This is a genomic window from Leptotrichia hofstadii, assembly GCF_007990525.1.
Lineage (GTDB): Bacteria > Fusobacteriota > Fusobacteriia > Fusobacteriales > Leptotrichiaceae > Leptotrichia > Leptotrichia hofstadii.
The window spans coordinates 415,987-435,976 of sequence record NZ_AP019823.1; the positions used below are offsets into that span (position 1 = coordinate 415,987).

The 19,990-nt window shown below is 31.3% G+C and carries 24 protein-coding genes; 20 read left to right on the forward strand and 4 right to left on the reverse strand.

The window, feature by feature from the left end:
- Window positions 1-41: 41 nt before the first annotated feature.
- From dnaK to dnaJ, 6 genes are all read left to right on the forward strand, one after another.
- Window positions 42-1,868, forward strand: a complete 1,827-nt coding sequence (dnaK, locus tag FVE77_RS02040; protein ID WP_026745318.1) for a molecular chaperone DnaK — start codon at window positions 42-44, stop codon at window positions 1,866-1,868.
- Between the two features lie 134 nt (window positions 1,869-2,002).
- Complete coding sequence (locus FVE77_RS02045; protein ID WP_026745319.1) at window positions 2,003-2,254, forward strand: AbrB/MazE/SpoVT family DNA-binding domain-containing protein; 252 nt, start codon at window positions 2,003-2,005, stop codon at window positions 2,252-2,254.
- Window positions 2,248-2,577: a type II toxin-antitoxin system PemK/MazF family toxin gene (locus tag FVE77_RS02050; RefSeq protein WP_026745320.1), complete on the forward strand. Its 330-nt coding sequence runs from the start codon at window positions 2,248-2,250 to the stop codon at window positions 2,575-2,577. Before FVE77_RS02045 ends, FVE77_RS02050 begins: the two co-directional genes overlap by 7 nt.
- A gap of 107 nt (window positions 2,578-2,684) precedes the next feature.
- The gene (locus FVE77_RS02055) at window positions 2,685-3,566 is read left to right on the forward strand and encodes an aldose 1-epimerase family protein (RefSeq protein WP_026745321.1); all 882 of its coding nucleotides are present in this window, start codon (window positions 2,685-2,687) and stop codon (window positions 3,564-3,566) included.
- Between the two features lie 196 nt (window positions 3,567-3,762).
- Window positions 3,763-4,251 carry a hypothetical protein gene (locus tag FVE77_RS02060; protein ID WP_026745322.1) on the forward strand — a complete coding sequence of 163 codons (489 nt, stop codon included), beginning with the start codon at window positions 3,763-3,765 and terminating at the stop codon, window positions 4,249-4,251.
- A gap of 82 nt (window positions 4,252-4,333) precedes the next feature.
- Entirely contained in the window at window positions 4,334-5,506 is a 1,173-nt protein-coding gene (gene dnaJ / locus FVE77_RS02065; protein WP_006805793.1) for a molecular chaperone DnaJ, read from the forward strand.
- Window positions 5,507-5,631: 125 nt separating this feature from the next.
- On the opposite strand, the gene FVE77_RS02070 is transcribed toward dnaJ, so the two are convergent.
- Entirely contained in the window at window positions 5,632-6,126 is a 495-nt protein-coding gene (locus FVE77_RS02070; protein ID WP_006805794.1) for a DUF441 domain-containing protein, read from the reverse strand.
- Between the two features lie 615 nt (window positions 6,127-6,741).
- Here FVE77_RS02070 and FVE77_RS02075 point away from each other — a divergent pair.
- From FVE77_RS02075 to FVE77_RS02140, 14 genes are all read left to right on the forward strand, one after another.
- Window positions 6,742-7,062, forward strand: coding sequence for a putative heavy metal-binding protein (locus FVE77_RS02075; protein ID WP_026745323.1), 321 nt, complete (start codon window positions 6,742-6,744; stop codon window positions 7,060-7,062).
- A 65-nt stretch (window positions 7,063-7,127) separates the two neighbouring features.
- Window positions 7,128-8,147 carry a 3-deoxy-7-phosphoheptulonate synthase gene (aroF, locus tag FVE77_RS02080; protein WP_026745324.1) on the forward strand — a complete coding sequence of 340 codons (1,020 nt, stop codon included), beginning with the start codon at window positions 7,128-7,130 and terminating at the stop codon, window positions 8,145-8,147.
- A gap of 21 nt (window positions 8,148-8,168) precedes the next feature.
- On the forward strand, window positions 8,169-8,414 hold the full coding sequence (locus FVE77_RS02085; RefSeq protein ID WP_026745325.1) for a hypothetical protein: 246 nt from the start codon (window positions 8,169-8,171) through the stop codon (window positions 8,412-8,414).
- Between the two features lie 3 nt (window positions 8,415-8,417).
- Complete coding sequence (locus FVE77_RS02090) at window positions 8,418-9,284, forward strand: prephenate dehydrogenase (RefSeq protein WP_081690267.1); 867 nt, start codon at window positions 8,418-8,420, stop codon at window positions 9,282-9,284.
- A gap of 25 nt (window positions 9,285-9,309) precedes the next feature.
- The gene (locus FVE77_RS02095; protein WP_026745327.1) at window positions 9,310-9,906 is read left to right on the forward strand and encodes a GNAT family N-acetyltransferase; all 597 of its coding nucleotides are present in this window, start codon (window positions 9,310-9,312) and stop codon (window positions 9,904-9,906) included.
- A gap of 38 nt (window positions 9,907-9,944) precedes the next feature.
- Window positions 9,945-10,496, forward strand: coding sequence for a DUF2262 domain-containing protein (locus FVE77_RS02100; RefSeq protein ID WP_026745328.1), 552 nt, complete (start codon window positions 9,945-9,947; stop codon window positions 10,494-10,496).
- Between the two features lie 103 nt (window positions 10,497-10,599).
- A complete protein-coding gene (gene aroB / locus FVE77_RS02105) occupies window positions 10,600-11,691 on the forward strand; it encodes a 3-dehydroquinate synthase (protein WP_026745329.1) in 1,092 nt (363 codons plus the stop codon).
- A 96-nt stretch (window positions 11,692-11,787) separates the two neighbouring features.
- The gene (locus FVE77_RS02110; RefSeq protein ID WP_051254444.1) at window positions 11,788-12,564 is read left to right on the forward strand and encodes a hypothetical protein; all 777 of its coding nucleotides are present in this window, start codon (window positions 11,788-11,790) and stop codon (window positions 12,562-12,564) included.
- A 16-nt stretch (window positions 12,565-12,580) separates the two neighbouring features.
- Entirely contained in the window at window positions 12,581-13,117 is a 537-nt protein-coding gene (locus FVE77_RS02115) for a hypothetical protein (protein ID WP_026745330.1), read from the forward strand.
- A gap of 103 nt (window positions 13,118-13,220) precedes the next feature.
- Window positions 13,221-13,751 (forward strand): DUF2262 domain-containing protein, encoded by a 531-nt coding sequence (locus FVE77_RS02120; protein ID WP_026745331.1) that lies wholly within the window; start codon window positions 13,221-13,223, stop codon window positions 13,749-13,751.
- 39 nt (window positions 13,752-13,790) lie between these two features.
- Window positions 13,791-15,089: a 3-phosphoshikimate 1-carboxyvinyltransferase gene (gene aroA, locus FVE77_RS02125; protein ID WP_026745332.1), complete on the forward strand. Its 1,299-nt coding sequence runs from the start codon at window positions 13,791-13,793 to the stop codon at window positions 15,087-15,089.
- Window positions 15,090-15,249: 160 nt separating this feature from the next.
- Window positions 15,250-15,870, forward strand: a complete 621-nt coding sequence (locus FVE77_RS02130; RefSeq protein WP_026745333.1) for a Type 1 glutamine amidotransferase-like domain-containing protein — start codon at window positions 15,250-15,252, stop codon at window positions 15,868-15,870.
- 27 nt (window positions 15,871-15,897) lie between these two features.
- A complete protein-coding gene (gene aroC, locus FVE77_RS02135) occupies window positions 15,898-16,995 on the forward strand; it encodes a chorismate synthase (RefSeq protein ID WP_026745334.1) in 1,098 nt (365 codons plus the stop codon).
- 29 nt (window positions 16,996-17,024) lie between these two features.
- Window positions 17,025-18,002 carry a toxin-antitoxin system YwqK family antitoxin gene (locus FVE77_RS02140; RefSeq protein ID WP_026745335.1) on the forward strand — a complete coding sequence of 326 codons (978 nt, stop codon included), beginning with the start codon at window positions 17,025-17,027 and terminating at the stop codon, window positions 18,000-18,002.
- Window positions 18,003-18,072: 70 nt separating this feature from the next.
- On the opposite strand, the gene FVE77_RS02145 is transcribed toward FVE77_RS02140, so the two are convergent.
- From FVE77_RS02145 to fabG, 3 genes are read right to left on the reverse strand one after another with little or no spacing between them, the layout of a single operon-like run.
- Window positions 18,073-18,522 (reverse strand): hypothetical protein, encoded by a 450-nt coding sequence (locus tag FVE77_RS02145; protein ID WP_231284763.1) that lies wholly within the window; start codon window positions 18,520-18,522, stop codon window positions 18,073-18,075.
- A 46-nt stretch (window positions 18,523-18,568) separates the two neighbouring features.
- Window positions 18,569-19,201, reverse strand: a complete 633-nt coding sequence (locus tag FVE77_RS02150) for an RNase H1/viroplasmin domain-containing protein (RefSeq protein ID WP_026745336.1) — start codon at window positions 19,199-19,201, stop codon at window positions 18,569-18,571.
- A 21-nt stretch (window positions 19,202-19,222) separates the two neighbouring features.
- Window positions 19,223-19,933 carry a 3-oxoacyl-ACP reductase FabG gene (fabG, locus tag FVE77_RS02155; RefSeq protein WP_026745337.1) on the reverse strand — a complete coding sequence of 237 codons (711 nt, stop codon included), beginning with the start codon at window positions 19,931-19,933 and terminating at the stop codon, window positions 19,223-19,225.
- Window positions 19,934-19,990 lie beyond the last annotated feature (57 nt).

Genomic DNA, 19,990 nt, shown 5'->3' on the forward strand with positions numbered 1-19,990 from the left:
TTAAATTTATAAAAAATTGATAATAAAGGAGAATGATAGATATGAGTAAAATAATAGGAATAGATTTAGGGACAACAAACAGCTGCGTGGCAGTTATGGAAGGTGGAAACTTTGCTATAATACCAAATAGTGATGGAGGAAGAACTACACCTTCAGTAGTAAACATTAAAGATAATGGAGAAATTATTGTAGGAGAAATTGCAAAAAGACAGGCTATTACAAATCCTGATTCAACTGTAATTTCAATTAAAACTCACATGGGAAGCGACTATAAAGTTGATATTAACGGAAAAAGCTATACACCACAAGAAATTTCAGCAATGATTCTTAAAAAATTGAAAAAAGATGCTGAGGCTTATTTGGGTGAAGATGTAACAGAAGCTGTAATTACAGTGCCTGCATACTTTACAGATGCACAAAGACAAGCTACAAAAGATGCTGGGGAAATTGCAGGACTTAAAGTTCAAAGAATTATAAATGAGCCAACAGCGGCTGCGTTATCTTATGGAATGGATAAGAAAAAAGAAGAAAAAGTATTAGTATTTGACTTGGGTGGAGGTACATTTGACGTATCTGTGCTTGAAATTGGAGATGGAGTTGTGGAAGTTATTTCAACTTCTGGAAATAACCACTTAGGTGGAGATAATTTTGACCAAAAAATTATTGACTGGTTAGCTGACGAATTTAAAAAAGAAACTGGAATTGACTTGAGAAATGATAAAATGGCAATTCAAAGATTGAAAGATGCGGCAGAAGATGCTAAGAAAAAATTGTCAACTACACTAGAAACACAAATTTCATTACCATTTATCACAATGGATGCAACAGGGCCTAAACATTTGGAGAAAAAATTGACTCGTGCGGCATTTGATGAATTGACAAAAGACTTGGTTGAAGCAACTAAAGGACCAGTAAAACAAGCATTGGAAGATGCTGATTTAAGCCCTAGTGATATTGATGAAGTGTTATTAGTTGGAGGTTCTACAAGAATTCCAGCGGTTCAAGAATGGGTAAAATCTTTCTTAGGAAAAGAACCTAACAAATCAATAAACCCTGATGAAGTAGTTGCGGCAGGAGCGGCAATTCAAGGTGGAGTATTGATGGGAGACGTTAAAGACGTATTATTATTAGACGTAACACCATTATCATTAGGAATTGAAACAATGGGAGGAGTATTTACTAAAATTATCGAAAGAAATACTACAGTTCCTGTTAAAAAATCACAAGTGTTCTCAACAGCGGCAGATAATCAGCCAGCTGTATCAATAGTTGTACTGCAAGGGGAAAGAGCAAGAGCGGCTGACAACCATAAATTAGGAGAATTTAACTTAAACGATATTCCACCTGCACCAAGAGGAGTACCTCAAATCGAAGTAACATTCGACATTGACGCAAACGGAATTGTACACGTTTCTGCAAAAGACTTGGGAACTGGAAAAGAAAACACAGTAACAATTTCTGGAAGTTCTAACTTATCTAAAGACGACATAGAAAAAATGAAAAAAGATGCCGAAGCGCATGAAGCTGAAGATAAGAAATTCCAAGAATTAGTAGAAGCAAGAAACCAAGCTGACCAATTAGTAATCGCAACAGAAAAAACTATAAAAGAAAACGAAGATAAACTTCAAGGAACTGAAAAAGAAGACATCGAAAAAGCAATCGAAGAATTGAAAAAAGTAAAAGATGGCGACGATGTAGAAGCAATCAGAAAATCAATTGAAGAATTATCAAAAGTTTCTCAAGGTTTCGCAACAAGAATGTACCAAGAAGCAGCTCAAGCCCAACAAGCGGCACAAGGCGGAGAAACAGCTGGAGAAAGTAACAATTCTGGTGCTAATGATGTGGAAGATGCAGAAGTTGTGGATTAATTAAGAAATAGAAATTTAAAGTGAAAAATAGGATTGAGAAGGGGAATTATTTCTCCTTCTTTTGTAAAAAATAATTGATTTTTTCACAAAAAAAGTATATACTATGTATATACTTATTAGAAAGAGAGATTATTATGGCAGAGGTTTTAAAAATACAAAAATGGGGAAACAGTCAAGGAATAAGACTTCCTAAAAAAATATTGGAAATGCTGGATTTAAAGGTAAATGATACTATTTTGATAGAAGAGGAAGATGATTGCCTTAAATTAAAAAAAATAAAAAAAGAAAAAAGAAAGACAATAAAGGAATTATTTGCAAATTATAATGAGGATTATGAAAAAAAGGAAATAGATTGGGGAGAACCAGTAGGTAAAGAGGTATGGTAAAACAAGGGGATATAATAAAGATAAATTTTAATCCGCAGGTAGGACATGAACAAGCTGGATATCGTCCTGCGGTTATAGTAAGCAATGATACTTTCAATAAGGTAACAAATTTAGTTTTAGTTTGTCCAATTACAAATTCAATAGACAAATTTCCGCTTCATATAAAATTAGATAATCGGACTGCTACTACGGGCATAATTTTATGTGAACACCTTAAATCTTTGGATATTACTACAAGAAACTATAAAATTATTGAAAAATTACCAGAGGATATTTTAGAAAAAGTCGTGGACATTATTTTTTCTGAAGTAGAAATTGAATAAAAAATAAATTTGAAATTGAGATAATAAGATTGAAAAATAAATTTGGTACAATAATAAAATTGAAAAATCAAAATAAATAAAAATCTTTAAAAAAGGATGTGTTAAAAATGGAAAGTACAATAAACACTCTAAAATACGGAAATGTTGAAATTACAGTTGCGGATAGAGGAGCGGAATTACGAAGTTATAAAGTGGATGGAGAAGAGTTTATGTGGAACAGAAAGCCTGAGTTTTGGGCTGCCAGTTCACCTGTGCTGTTTCCATTTGTTGGAAGTATAAAAAATGGAGCTTATAGTTACAACGGAAAAGAGTATAAAATTTCTACACGGCATGGGTTTGCTCGGACTGAGGATTTTGAACTGGTTGAGAAAACTGAAAATTCTTTGAAATTTAGATTTTCTTCAAATAGTGAAACTTTAAAAAAATATCCGTTTGAATTTGATTTGTTTTTAACTTATACAGTTAATGACGGTATCTTGGAAATTGGATATGATGTTGTAAATAAAAATAATTCTGAGATGTATTTTTCACTAGGAACACATCCTGCATTTGCACTTAATGTGAACGATGGTCTAAAATTAGATGACTATTACTTGGAATTTGAAAAAAATGAAACTTCGCAAAAATATAAACTTACTAATAATGGGCTAGTTTTTGATGAAAAAGTTGATTATTTGAATAATACTAACAAGATTCAAATTACTGAAAATGTATTTGATGATGATGCAATAGTATTTGAAGGTTTAAAATCAGAAAAAGTTACAATAAAAAATAATAAAAATTCTAAAGAATTAAGCGTTGAATATAAAGGATTCCCGTATATTGCATTTTGGAGTAAGCCAAAAGCTCCTTATGTGTGTATAGAACCTTGGTATGGAATTTCAGATTTTGAAAACTGTACAGGGAAATTGGAAGAAAAGACAGGGATTCTAAAATTGGAAAATGGTGAAAACTTTTTTGCAAAATTAATTGTAAAAGGTAAAAAATAACGAAAAATTGAAAAAACTCAAATTTAGTGTTGGATTTCTTGGAAAATTAGGTTATAATATGTTTAATTAGCTTTAAAACCAATTATTAAATGATTATAATTTTTAGAGGTATTTAAGGTTTAATATAAACTTAAAAATTATAAATTCCTAATAATTAGAGAATATTTGTGGAATGTTATAATAGAAGGATGTGAAAATGTTAGAAGTACTAAAAAATAATTTAAAAAAGTTCGCGATTTTTGTAGGTGCAGGATCGCTTGGATTGTTATCTTATAATTATAATTTTAACTTTCCAAACTTGTACATGTTTATTATATATTTTCTAATTGTGTTAGGTCTCTATTATTTTATTAGCAAGGCACTAAAGGTAGGATTTGAAAGTGCGATTGTAGAAACTGTGCTAGTAATTATAATTTATATGATTCCCTCATTGAATCCAAATTTCAAGTCATTTTTATATGGAGTGTTTATATATATTTTAATTAGTTCAATTTTTAATAAAATAAAGGAAGTTGGAAAAATCAAAGAGGCTGTAATAGGAGCTTTATATTTATCAATTGCTCTGACGATAGTGTTTATAAATTATAAATATCCGGGATCTATAATGTATTTTAAGGGCATGGAAAATCTAAACAATGAAATGTTGCTATTATTTAGTTTAATAAGCCTGATTGGAAGTATTTGAGTTTTAAAATGCAGTAATTTATGAAAACAAGAAAAATTAGGGAAATAAAATTTGCAGAAGTGGAAAGGATAAAAGATAGAAAATGGCAAAAAGAGATTATTATGAAGTGCTTGGCGTACCCAAAAACGCTTCGGAACAGGATATAAAAAAAGCGTATAGAAGTATGGCAAAAAAATATCATCCAGATAGAAATAAGGATAATCCTGAAGCTGAAGCCAAATTTAAGGAAGTACAGGAAGCAAATGAAGTGTTAAGCGATCCTCAAAAGAAGGCAGCCTATGATCAATATGGACATGCGGCATTTGAAAATGGGGGAGCTGGAGCAGGAGGCTTTGGTGGACAAGGCTTTGGAGGCTTTAGCGGTAGTGCTGGCGGATTTGATTTTGAGGATTTAGGAGATATTTTTGGAAGTTTTTTTGGTGGAAGAGGTCGAAGTCAAGGACCAAGAGTGCATCAAGGGGATGATTTAAGATACAATTTAACATTGACTCTTGAGGAAGTGGCTTTTGGTACAGAAAAAGAATTAAAATATAAAAGAAATGGGCAATGTAAAACTTGTCACGGAAGTGGAGCTGAACCAGGACACAGTATGAAAACATGTGATAAATGTAATGGTTCGGGACATGTAAGAGTGCAGCAGAGAACATTGTTTGGCATGACAAGTGGAATACAGGAATGTGACAAGTGTCATGGAACAGGAAAAATTCCTGAAAAAGAATGCCATACTTGTCATGGAACAGGACTGGAAAGAGAAACGTTTACAAAAAAGGTAAGATTCCCATCAGGACTTCAGACTGGACAAAGATTAGTAGTAAGAGAGTGTGGGGACGCAGGGGCAAATGGTGGAGTCTTTGGAGATTTGCGAGTGCATATAACTGTTGCAAAGCATGATATTTTTGAAAGAATAAGTGAATACGATATTCGTTGTGAAGTGCCTTTGAAAATGACAACGGCTATTTTAGGTGGAGAAGTAGAAGTGCCTACACTTAACGGCAAGAAAAAGATAGTAATTCCTGAAGGAACACAAAATGGAAAAACATTCAGATTGAGAAATGAAGGAATTAAATATGCTCGAAGTGAAAACAGGGGAGATGAAATTGTCGAAATAAAAGTGGAAACTCCGACAAATCTTACTGACAAGCAAAAAGAAATCTTACGTGAATTTGACGACTCGCTTGACAATAAGAAAAACTATAAAAAGGCACATTCATTTAAGGATAAAATAAAAAGATTTTTCAGTAAATTTGAAAATTGAGAATTTTGGTAAAGTGTCACATTAGTGTCGCAATTTATGGTAAATTAATGAAAATGAATAATAATAAAAAATAGGAATGCAGATTATTAAGTTGATGAGCATTCCTTTTGTTATATTTGCATAAGTTATTTTTTAAAAAATAATTCAATAATTCTCAAAATGCAGAAAGTAATTCCACTGGCAATAACGGGACCTGCCGCAATGCCTTTGAAAAATACGACTCCCATAATAGTTCCGATTACCAGGGCAACTGTGATTTCAGGCTGTCCTGAGAGCAGCGCTACACCTTTTGAGGACAGGATGGAAACTGTAATTCCACTAATAATCGCAACCCATCCAATTGGAGATTTGAAGGCGCTTAATAAATGGGAAAACCCAATTTCCCCTGTGGCTATTGGAATTAAGATGGCGACTGTAATTACTAAAACCCCCCAGCTAATTCCATTTTCCTTAAATTGAACCATCAAGCTGCCAATATTGACGCCTCTTACTTTATAAATTTCAGTAATACTGAATAGACATTTTAAAATTAGTACAAAATTTGTTGCATAAACAATAGACTTGTTATTAGTAACTCTTCCGACTAATAAAATAATTCCTAAGAAAATAAAGCTTTCCAAATTTTTCTCCCTTCTTTTTTGTTTCGTACTACGATTTTATTATGATTATTATATTTTATCATAGTTTGAGAAATTTTAACAGTTGACAATATATTTAATATTTGTTATTATATATTCAAATCTATTTAATATCAAATTGTTAAAATTAAGAAATTCATGATTTAGATGGAATAGTTATAACTTTGAGTTTGGTTTTAAGTGAATAGATTGGCATGTTAGTAGGATAGTAGGGTAGAAGGAAATTTAATCTTAATTGAAAAATGAAGATACAGGGTAGTTTAGAGAATTAGTAGTGTTGAAGATTTGCAGGATTTACAAAAGAATAGAGACTTATAGTTAATTAATTTTGAATAATTTTGGAAAAATGAGAGATTTGAGGTTAATTAAGTGTAATTGCTGGATGTAGAGGTTTGAAGTATAATAATTGCTTATGATGATTAAAAGTATTTTTGATTTGTTTAGGCAAATTTTATAAATTTTGGCTGTAGTAAATAAACTATTAAAGTATCGTAAAATATAGAAATAAATGTTATGTATAAATATTTAGATTTATCCTCTCCTAAAGTCATTTTAAGAGAGTTTTTTTTTACAAAAATTTAGAAAAGAGGTAAAGATATGGTTATTACAACTACAAATGAAATTCAGGATAAGAAAGTCATTGAATATAAAGGGATTGTTTTTGGAGAGGTTATTTCAGGGATTAATATGTTCAAAGATATGGGGGCAAGCTTGAGAAATATTTTTGGAGGAAGATCTAAAGGCTATGAAGATGAGCTTTTGACGGCAAGAGAAAATGCTCTGGAGGAAATGAAAACTAGGGCTTCAAATCTTGGTGCAAATGCCATTATTGGTGTAAAAATGGATTACGAAGTATTAGGAGCAGATAATGGGATGCTTATGGTAACTTGCAGCGGAACAGCTGTAGTTGTAGGTTAATTTGAAATTGTGCAGTGAAATCGTTTTATAATTTACGTAATGAAAATGGAATAGGAGAAAAAATGATGATTATTAAAGTAGATGGCGGAATAAGTGAAAAAATCTTGGAAAAATTGATAAACAGATTGGAAACGGAAAATAATGTAAGCGTTAAATTAATTGCTGGCAAAGAATATTCAATTTTAGGATTGGTTGGAGATATTAGCACAATTGATATAAAGCATATTCAGGCGCTAGATTACGTGCTGGATGTACAAAGGGTGCAAGAGCCTTATAAGAGAGCAAGTAGAAAATTTAAACCAGAGGACACTATTGTAAAAGTGGGAAATGTAGAAATTGGGGGAAATAGCCTTGTGATGATGGCAGGACCTTGTTCTGTGGAAAATGAAAAACAAATTATTGATACAGCAAAAGCTGTAAAAGCTGCTGGAGCAAATATCTTAAGAGGTGGAGTTGTTAAACCTAGAACATCGCCTTATGCCTTTCAAGGATTAGGTATGGAAGGTATTGAATTGATGAAAAAAGCAAAAGAAGAAACAGGACTTCCAATAATATGCGAAGTTATGTCAATTGCTCAATTACATGAATTTGGTCCGCATCTTGATATGATTCAGTTAGGTGCGAGAAATATGCAAAATTTTGATTTGCTGAAAGAAGTTGGGAAAACAAATATTCCAGTATTGTTAAAAAGAGGATTGAGTGCAACAATAGAAGAATGGTTAATGTCGGCAGAATACATTTTGGCTGGCGGAAATGAAAATGTAGTTCTTTGTGAAAGAGGAATCAGAACTTATGAAACAGCGTACAGAAATGTATTGGACTTGAATGCAGTACCTATGATTAAAAAATTGACACATTTGCCAATAATCGTAGATTCAGCCCATGCAACTGGAAAATACTGGATGGTAAAACCTCTTGCAATGGCAGGAATCGCCGCTGGAGCAGACGGATTAATGGTAGAAGTGCATCCTGAACCAGACAAGGCATTGTCAGATGGGCCTCAATCATTGAAATTTGAAGTGTTTGACGATTTAATGCAAGATGTGGAGAAGATTGCAAATGTGCTGGGGAAAAGTTTTAAATAAAAATAATAGGAGAATTTAATAGTGAAAAGAAAGATAGAGTGGCAAACGTTACTATTTGGAATATTTTGGACAGGATATACTTTATTTACATTGTTTCAATATTTTAATGGAACCTTAGGCAGTTTTAGAGTTCCCAAAATAATAGCGTTGGTATATGATTCAATAGGATTTATGCCAACAATGATTTTACAATTAGTTTTTGGATTATTTCTTATATTTATAGCGTTTTCTAAAAAAGAAGAAAAAAATGACAAAGAGAAAGAATAAATTATGAAAAAACAAATAGAAAATTTGACAGTAACAATAGTTGGACTCGGAGTGATTGGAGCTGCTTTTGCACAGAGTTTTAAGGAGATTGGTATTAAGACTGTTTATGGGATTGATATTGATGAGGAAACGATAAAGAAGGCAGAAGAGAAAAATATTATAAATAAAGGTTTTTTGGAAACAAGAGAGCCTTTGGAAAAATCGGATTTTGTGGTAATTACTCTTTATCCGAATTTGATGAAGTCGTTTTTTGTGAATAATATTAATTATTTTAAGGAAAATGCGATAATTACTGATGTTGTTGGAATTAAAGAGAAAATCATTAAGGATATTGATCCAATTATTGAGAAGAGTGGAAGAAATATTGACTTTATTTTTGGACATCCTATGGCAGGACGTGAGAAACGCGGGATTGATTTTGCAGACAATAGAGTATTTAAAGATGCAAATTATATAATTATTAAGAACGAAAAAAATAAAAAAGAAAATCTAGAACTGCTGTCGGAAATTGTTAAGCTGATGGGCTTTAAGAAAGTCAGTTTTCTTATGGCACAGGAACATGATGAAATTATTGCGTTTACGAGCCAGCTTACGCATGCAATTGCCGTTTCACTTGTAAACAGTGATAGTGAAAAGTACGATACAAACCGATTTATTGGGGATTCTTATAGGGATTTGACGAGGATTGCGAAAATAAACGAGGATTTGTGGGCAGAACTTTTTATGGGAAATAAAAAGAATCTTTTAAAAATGATACAGCAGTTTGAACGGGAACTTGATATAATAAAAGAAGCCTTAAACAGCAATGATTTAGGAACTTTAAAGGAAAAGTTTATAATTTCAACAAAACGGCGGGAAAAAATTGATTAAGAGAGATTAATTTGGGAGGAATAAAATGGAAAATAAGTCTGAGAAAAAGTATTTGAAAAAATTGACAGGAGATAACATTTATCTTTCGCCAATTTCTGTTGATGATGTTGAGGAATATGCTGAAATGGTAAATAATATAGAAGTTTCAGTAGGACTGGGATGCGTTGTTTATACAAGTATTATGGATTTTGAAAGTGAAAAAGAATTATTAAATTCAATCAAAAAAGAGAAAATATTTGCTGTCAGATTATTGGAAAATGATGAACTTTTGGGAAATGTAGGTTTTAAATCAGTAGGAGAGATACATAGAACAGCTGAAATGGGAATTATGCTTGGAAATCCAAAATATCAGCGAAAAGGTTATGGAATGGAAGCTATAAACTTGCTGCTTGATTACGGCTTTTCATTTTTAAATCTGAGAAATATATCGTTAAATGTATTTGAATATAATGAGGTTGCTTATAATTTATATAAAAAAATAGGCTTTAAGGAAGCTGGGAGATTGCGTAAAGCAGTTGAGATTCTGGGAAAAACTTATGATGTAATTATAATGGATATGTTAAAAGAAGAGTTTCAGTCAGTTTATATAAAAAGGGAACTTGAAAAAAGATATAATTTGTAAAACATTTTTGACAAACAAAAACTTATATGGAGGGTAAAATGGCAGAAGTTATAAAAGATGAATTATTAGGTGAAATTGAATGTGTCGATGGATTTGAAACAGAGGTTAACTGGGTAAATAATAAAAAAATAGATGTGTATTTTGATATATCTGATTATCAGCTGTTAAATGAGAAGGATGAGAAAAAGACTGATAAGGAAAGAATGGAAGACAGAATTAAAACTTTAAAGGAAATTCTGTCAGATGTGAATGGCTGGAATGAAAAAATTATAAAAAATTCGGCAGAAGTAATGTTGGAATTAGCAAACGACTGGTTTGATGTCGAAGATTATTATGAAGACGATGAAATTGATGAATTTGTTGAAGATATGAAACAAGTGTTATCAGAAGAAAGTGCTGAAAAATTGAGAGATAGTGAAATAACACAAGAAACAATGGAAAAAATAATGTCTGTGGAAAGACTGACTATTTATGGGGATGGGAATTTCAGTATTTATCTTTCAGATAACGATATGATATTTTCAGGACATATAATAAATGTTCTTGCAAATATTAATGGGGAATTTTCTGAAGGAGATATAATGGGATAGTTTTAAATAAAATTTTATTTATAGTAAAATCATTTTAAATTTTGAATTTAGTGGTTTTGCTATATTTTAATATACACATAAAGAATAGAAAATGGAGAAAATTATGGAAATATTGAATGTTGGATTAGGGGAAAATTCTTATGATATTGTAATTGGAAAGAATTTTTTTGATAAATTTCCTAAGTATATTGAAAAGATTTATAATGGAAAAAAATTATTTGTGATTACGGATTCTAATGTGGATAAAATTTACAGGAATCAGTATGAGAAGATGTTTAAAGGCTTTGATTATACAATTTATGTGCTGGAAGCAGGAGAAAAAAATAAGCATATTGGAATAATGCCTGGAATTTATTCTGCAATGGTAAATGCAGGACTTACAAGAAAGGATATGGTTGTTGCATTTGGTGGTGGAGTTGTTGGAGATATTGCTGGATTTGCGGCTGCCAGTTATATGCGTGGGATTGGATTTATACAGATACCGACGACAATTGTTTCACAGGTTGACAGCAGTGTTGGTGGAAAAGTCGGTGTTGACTTGCCTGAGGGGAAAAATCTTGTTGGGGCGTTTCATCAGCCTAAGCTTGTTTTAATTGACAATTATTTTTTGAATACATTGACAGACAGATATTTTTATGACGGATTTGCGGAAATTGTGAAATATGGATGTATTTATGATAAGAAGTTTTTTGACAGACTTATGGAAATAGTGGAAACAGTTGAAGTTTCTTATGATGATGAAAATTATAAGCAGAAATTGCGTGAACATCTGATGAAGTATGTGAATGAACTTGTTTACCGTTCCTGTGAGATAAAGAAGGAAGTTGTGGAAAAAGATGAGAAGGAAAGTAATTTGAGAATGATATTGAATTTTGGACATACTATCGGACATGCAATAGAGCAGTTTACAAATTATGAGAAATATTCACATGGGGAAGCAATTTCTGCTGGAATGGTAGACATTACAAAAATTGGGGAGAAAAAAGGATTTACTAAAAAGAATGAATTTTTAAAAATTGAGAAACTATTGAGGGCATTGAATTTACCGACTGAGATTGAATATCCGAAAGACAGGATTTCTGAAATTATGAAAAGGGATAAGAAAAGTACGAATGACGGAATTAATTTTGTAATTCTGAAGGAAATTGGGGAAGTTGAAATTAGAAAGATAGGGGAGAGGGAGATTTTTGAGTAAATTTTAGGTTGTAAAAATGAAAATAGTTAAGCAAAGGAACTGAAAAGGTCAGACGCTGTCTGACTTAATTTGAAATATTAGAGGAGTTAAAAAAATATGTTACAGGAAAATTTTAAAAAAGTGGAAAAGGCGAACTGGTTAAAAATAATTTTTAATTCGGCAAAATTTTTAATTTCTTTGCTGGTATTAAATATAGGAGTAGTTTTATTATTTACAGTTGAAATTAGCAGAAATTTTTATATTTCTACTATTATGATTTTTATAGTTTTATTAATTATATTGGGTATAGTAGATTTCTTTGTATTTTCGTATTATAAAAAGAAATATCCAAATATTTATTTTTGTGATGATGGTTTTAGTGTAGGAAAAAATGAAAAAAATTATTATAAAAATTTGCAATATTTTCTTTCGAAGGAAGTATACATGCTGGGAAATACATTTACAGCCATCTTTTTCAAATCTAACGAAGGAAAGTGGGAAAAAATCAATGCAGGCGGGTATAGAAAAGATGCTTTTGATTTATTTCAGGAAGATTTTGTAAAACAGAATTATCCAAGTGCATTAGAAAAGATTGAAAATGGGGGAAGTGAGGAGTTTCCATTTAGAAAATCACATAAATTAAGTTTCAGTCTTTTCTCAGACAAGAAGCAAATTGAGAATTTTGATAATTTAAAGAAAATAAAAGTTTCAAAAGAAAATATTACATTTGATGATGAAATATATAACTGGGAAGAATATATAATTGGTGTAGCAGATGGAGTGATATTTGTAAAGGATTTAAATAATAATATTATTTTAGCTTTTGGAAATGAAATGGAGATTTTCTGCGAAAATTTGTTAATCTTTTTAATAGAAAAACTGAATGAAAATTAGATGAAAGGGATTATTTATGAAGAGATATTTAAATGGAATTTTATTTGCAGGGTTAAGTTCTATTGTTGCAACTATGATTTGCTTAGGATTTTCGATGATTTTTTTAGGATATAAAATAATTTCTATAATTATATTTTTTATAGTTTTTTTTGGCTGGATATTTGGAATAAAAATTAAAAAGACAGAGACAGAGGGTAAAAATATTGCCGAACCTATACGTCAAAGTAAATTTGGAGCAAATGCTAAAAATGAAAATCTACTAAATCCAAAATATGAAGCTTTGCCAATGAGGGATATTACAAAAGGAATTCCTGTAATTACAATTTTTTCTATGATTGCAGTATACTTTGTTGATGTAGTTTTGGTAGCTTATTATTTGAAAAAAGAGCAAAAATTACCATTTCTAGAAGGTTTATCTTATTCGTGGATGGGAGTTTTTAAGATAAGTAGTGAAATATATACAGATTGGGCTTGGATAATTTTAGTTGCAATTGTATCTATAGTTGCTTTTATAAAAGCTGAGAAAAAGGAACAGATGAATAAGGAGAATTAAGAGGGAAATTAGATTTTATATAGTTTATTCAAAAAATGGAATTCGTCAGACAGTGTCTGATGAATTTATTTGGGATTAAAAAAGAATAAAATGGAGGACTAATATGAGTGATGCTATAAAAGATGAAGTTTTTGGAGAAATAAAAAATTTTGAAACTGAAGTTGAGTGGCTTGGGAGAAAAATAGGTGTGAGTTTTGATGGTGGAATTGAGAGTGATTGGAATGAAGAGAAAAAAGTAGAGGAAGTTAAAGAGGCGGTTGAACAATTTAAAATTATGTATCTCAATCAAAAAGAATGGGACACAAAAATGAAAGATTTGGTAAGTGATTATAGGAAAGACCGAGTTATGGATTGGCTTTGTGTTGACGATGAAGAAGAATTGGAAGAATTTATTGAGAATATTCATGAAAATTCAGAGATTGAATTATCAGAGGAAGAAATTGAAGAATTGAAGAGAGAAATAGTTCCTGAAAGAGTATTTAGAAGTTGTATTTATTTGCAAGGTTTATGGGTAACTGCTGATGGAGATTTTACAGCATTTTATTATGACAATGACATATTTTTTCTTGGACATGCTATTATGTTAAGTGGAAATATTAATGGAGAGTTGGATTGTGATGGTGAAGTAGGATAAAATTTTTAAAGTAGAATGAATAAAAAGGAGAAAAAATTTATGAAAATAAAAATAAAACCAAGCATATTAAATGGAAAAATAGAAATCCCGCCATCTAAAAGTTATTCACACAGAGCAGTGATTGCAGCTGCATTAGCTGAAAATAAGGATAATCGGAAGTCTAAGATTGATAATTTGAAGTTCTCGGTGGATATTACAACAACAACGGATATTATGGAAAACTGGGGAGCAAAAATCAATCGAGAGGAAAGTTCTCTTGAAATTATTGGAAATGGCGGAAAAGTCGTTCCAAAGGATAAGTATGTGCAATGTAATGAATCGGGATCTACAATCAGGTTTTTGATACCGATTGGGATTACAGATGAAAATGAACTGATTTTCGACGGAAAAGGGAAACTCGTGGACAGACCGCTTGACTCGTATTATAGGATTTTTGATAAACAGGGAATTTTTTATAAAAATGAGAATGGGAAATTGTCGCTTACAGTGAATGGAAAATTGAAGGCGGGAAATTATGAAATTGACGGGAATATAAGTTCACAGTTTATTACGGGACTTTTGTATGCCCTGCCACTCTTGGACGGAGATTCAAAGCTGACTATTAATAAGAATTTGGAATCTAAGGGGTATATTGATTTGACATTGGAAATATTGAAACTGGCTGGAATTGAGATTGTGAACAATGATTATAAGAGTTTTGATATAAGGGGAAATCAGATTTATAAGCCGTTTGATTATACTGTTGAGGGGGATTATTCACAAGTGGCGTTTTGGATTGTGGCTGGAATAATTTCTGCAAACAGGGATAACGAGGTGAAATGCCTGCATGTAAATAAAAATTCGTTGCAGGGCGACAGGGAAATAATAGAAATTGTTGAAAGAATGGGGGCAAATCTTGAGATTTTTGATGATTATGTGATTGTTAAGCCTTCTAAAACTCAAGGAACAGTAATTGATATTTCGCAATGTCCTGATATTGGGCCAATTTTGACAGTATTAGGGGCCTTGAGTGAAGGGGAAACTAGGATTATTAATGGAGAAAGACTTAGAATTAAGGAGTCGGATAGAATAACTTCGATAAAGACGGAATTGAATAAACTTGGAGCGAATGTAGCTGAGGAAGGGGACAGTTTGATTATTCAAGGTGTAGAAGGATTTACTGGTGGAGTAACGGTAAGTGCTTGGAATGACCATAGAATTGCAATGTCGCTTGCGATTGCTTCAACAAGATGTGAAAAGGAAATAATTCTAGAAGAGGCTGAAAGTGTTAGAAAATCTTATCCGCATTTCTGGGATGATTTTGTGAAAATGGGTGGAGAGATAAGGAAAGATTGCTAAAAAGATTTTTTAGAAAGATAAAGTTTATTTATAATTGATAAATAAGTTAAAAATGGTAAAATCTAAAATAAAAATTTTTTTAATGAGATAGAAAATTAATAGAATATACGGATGTAAAATTTAATTAAATTTTGTTGATACCGTTAGGAAAGGAATTTATATGAGTAAATTATTTTTGACATCATATTTAGCAGGAACGAAAAATTTAGTGAAAGAATTTTTAAAAGATGTACCAGAAAAAGAAATTACATTTGTTCCGACTGCTTCAAACACTGAAGATTATAAAGGATATGTAGACGAAGCTAAGCAGGCATTTTTGAAATTGGGATTTTCAATAAATATTTTAGATATTTCAAAAACAGAAAGACAAAAAATAGAAAATATATTGAAAGATACAAAAATTTTGTATGTATCAGGTGGAAATACATTTTATCTATTGCAGGAACTAAAACGTAAAAAAATTTTAGATACTATCAAAGACAAAATTTCAAATGGAATGCTTTATATAGGAGAATCGGCTGGGGCGATTATTACTTCTAAAAATATAGAATACAATCAGATAATGGATAATAAGGAAATTGCTCTTGATTTGGATAATTATGAAGCAATGAATATTACAGATTTTTATATTTTGCCACATAATAATGAATTTCCATTTGTCGAAAGTACAAAAGAAACTATAAAAATTTATGAAAATAAATTAAATTTACTTCCAATAAGCAATAATGAGGCAGTTTTTGTAAATGGAAAAGATTTTGTTGTAAAAAATGATGATAAATAAAAATGTGGGATAATAGAAAGGAAAAAAATGGCAGCAAATTTTGGAAAAAATTATAAAATATCAATTTTTGGTGAATCACATGGTAGCGCATTAGGGATAAATATTGATGGAATTCCAGCAGGAACTGAACTGGATTTGGAATTTATCTCGCAGGAAATGAGAAGAAGAGCGCCAGGAAGATCAAAATTGACAACACCTAGAGTGGAAAAGGATGAATTTGAGATTTTGAGTGGATTTTTTGATGGAAAAACTACAGGAACGCCACTTGCGATGATTATTAGAAATTCAAATCAGCGTTCAAAGGATTACAGCGAATTAAAAAGAAAGCCAAGACCGGGTCATGCAGACTGGAGCGGATTTAACAGATATAACGGATTTAATGATATTCGTGGAAGTGGGCATTTTTCTGGTAGAATAACGGCTTCACTGGTATTTGCTGGAGCGATTGCAAAACAGATTTTGAAAGAGCAGGGGATTTTAATTGCAGCACATATCAAATCGGTAAAGGATATTAAAGATAGGGATTTTGTGGAAAGCGATATTACAGAAGAAAATATTGATAAACTTAGAAATATGACTTTGCCTGTCTTGAATGAGGAAATTGTGGAAAAAATCGAGAAGGCTGTGGAAAAAACTAGGGAAGAAAAAGATTCACTTGGTGGAATTGTAGAACTTATGGTTACAGGGCTTCCTGCGGGAATAGGAGATCCATATTTTGAATCTATGGAAAGCGAGCTTTCAAGAATGATTTTCTCGGTGCCAGCCACAAAGGGAATAGAATTTGGAGCAGGCTTTGGAATTACGGAAATGACAGGGTACGAAGCAAATGATGAAATGTTTTATGATGAAAAAGGTAACATAAAATCATTTACAAATAATAACGGTGGAATCATAGGTGGAATAACGACTGGAATGCCAATTTCATTTAAAGTGGCAATAAAACCTACAGCTTCGATCGAGAAAGCGCAAAAAACTGTGAATCTTGAAACAGAGCAAAATGATATTTTGGAAGTGAGAGGAAGACATGATCCAATAATAGTGCCAAGAGTAGTGCCAGTATTGGAAGCGGCTACGGCAATTGTGATTTTGGATAGGGTTTTGGAAAGTAAAAAAAGAAAATTGTAAAAATAATTATTTTGTTTAAGGGAGGTTATATGTGTAGAAAAAATTTATTTGTTTTATTTTTTATCTTTTTTATTTCCAGCGTGGTTCTGGCAGCTTCGGTAAGGAATGTTAAGATTGAACAGACGGAAGTGAAAAATGAAGTTTTGTATATTGCTGGAGAGAATGAGCCATTTACTGGAATTGTACAGAAATTTTATGAAGATGGCAATTTGGAAATAGAAAGTGAATTTAAAGAAGGGATTTTGGATGGAGTATCTAAAAGTTACTATAAAAATACTAAACTGGAAATGGAGGGTTTTTATACAGAAGGTAGAAAAAATGGTGTTTTTAAGGAATATTATGAAAATGGGAAAATAAAGTCAGAAATTAATTATTCCTACGATTTAAAAGAAGGTTTAGCCAAAACATACTATTCAAATGGAAATGTAGAAGCTGAAGGAAATTTTGAAAATGGCGAGGAAATTGGAACAACACGTGTTTATTATGAAAATGGAAAGCTGAAAGAGGAAATACCTTATACTAAAGGCGTTATTAACGGACATAATATTCAATATTCTGAAAATGGAAAAGTTTTAAAAAAGACATTTTATGATAATGGTGTGGAATATAAAGGTATTCCATCTGAAACCATTGTATTAATAATAGCTGTTATTATTATCGTTATACTTATTGTGATAAAGATTGCGAGAACTTTGCCAAGTTTTAAGTTGCTGGAGGATTATCAGAAAGAATGGATTCTAAAAAAATTTATTGAATACGACAATGGCGATGAGAACTTGTATTCTTCCTATAGGCTTAATGGCTGTGGAACAGGATTTTACACAGTTAGAACTTTTACGGTATATAACGAAAAAATAAAAGTGCTAGCAAAAATGATTTCGGTATTTTTTATTCCAATTCCTTTTGCATTAGGCTATCTTGTATGTTATGATAACAAAAAAATTATCTGCTCGATTTCAAAAGAACACTTTAATATATTGAAAAAGGAAATTAAGGAGCAGTTGTAGAACATCTTGTAAATAAAAAAATAGGCAAGGAGTTAATTTACTCCTTGCTTTTTATAATTTAACTTGATAACTAATTTCCAGTTTCTTGATTAAAAAAAGATCCAGTATCATTATTTAGATTTGAATTATCTAAAGAATCTTCTTGTGGTGCAGTAACGGGAGCTACATCAAGATTTGATGGAGCAGTATAGCCAAGTTCAGGATGTAACTTATATTCAGGTATTCTGTAATTGTTTATTCTTTGTATAGTTAGCACGCCATCTTTAGAAACAACCCCATTAACATCCAAATTGACTATATCTTCATCGGTTACGCCATATTTTTTCCCAATAAAGTCATAAATACGATCAAGCAGCCCAGTAGAATCCTTTACTGTGTAGTTAAGAGTCTTATTTGGAAATACTAGATTATCCTTTATGTAGATAAAAGTATTTGTTGATCTTGAATAATCCCCCTTATAGGATTTGTTTGCAGCTTTTGATTTTGCAGCTGTCCCAATAACAGATATCATTAGCATCATTGCTGTTAATAATATTTTTTTCATGAAAAGCCTCCTTCATTTAGTATTATTTATGGAAACCTAAATCAGCAGGATTGACGTCTCCAGAGATTTTTTTTACAGTTCCACCTTTTTTTTCAAATTCATTTCTCATTAAAGTTACTTTTTTTATAAGTTCAATTGTGTCATTTTCCAGATTAGAACTATTATATCGTCCTTTTGACCAGTATTCAATAATTAGCGAACTATCTCCGCAAATAACCTTTGTGCCGTATTTCTTAGCATAGACAAAAGCTGTGTAAATCCCGACTAATTCACCAAAATTATTTGTTCTGGTGTCAGCAACATAATAATTTCCAAATTCATTAATATTTTTTTCATTCATAATTTTGTAAAGCAGTGAATTACCGTTAAAATCAGTTAATCTAACTTCCACACCGTTACCACGCCCTGTTCCTGCATCGAAATAAATTGCATCTCGATTTAGTTCAGAGTACAGTTCTGTTAAATCAGCCTTTTCCTTTTTCTCGTAATTTGCTCCAGAATTTAGCCATTTTTCTGCTTCCAAAAAAGTTTTGAATGATTTATAACGTGCCTTCTTGCCGCTTACTTTTCTTTGACAATTTGACCAGTTTTCAAGTATTCCATTTTCATTTGTATCTATAATGAAATAAGCATAGAATTTTTTATTTTTTGACATTTTTAAATAAATTTATTTAAATTATAAATTTAATCCTCCATCAACTCTTAAAACTTGTCCTGTAACAAATTTAGACATATCACTTGCCAAATATAATGCGGCATTTGCAACATCTTCAGCGTCTCCCATTTTTTTAAGCGGAGTATTTGCAAGTACAGTTTCTATAAGTTTTTCAGGCAATACATGTGTCATATTTGTTTCGATGAATCCTGGTGCAATTGCATTTGATCTAAGGTTTTTTCTACCGAATTCTTTTGCCCAAGTTTTTGCCATAGCTATTACTCCACCTTTTGTAGCTGCGTAGTTAGTTTGACCAGCATTTCCATCAATTCCTACAACAGAAGCCATGTTTATTACACTTGAGGCTTTACTCTTCAATAGTAAAGAAACAAATCCTTGCATCACGTTGTAAACACCCTTTAAGTTAATGTCAATTACTAAATCCCAGTCTTCTTCCTTCATTCTTTGAAGCAAGGAATCTCTTGTAATTCCTGCATTATTTACAAGAATATCCAATCTTCCGTACTTTTCCTTGATTTCGCTTGCAATTTCCTTTATGTTTTCTCTATCAGTAACATTTAATTTTACATGAGAAACATTTGCATGGCTATAATCAGGATCAATCAAATCTCCAGAAATTACTGTCGCTCCATTTTCTGCAAATTTTAGTGCGATTTCCTTTCCAATTCCTCTTGAACCACCTGTAATTAATGCAATTTTACCATTTAACACTATATTTCCACCTTTCTTTTCTCTATTTTAAGATTTATAATTATAATTCTAAAATAA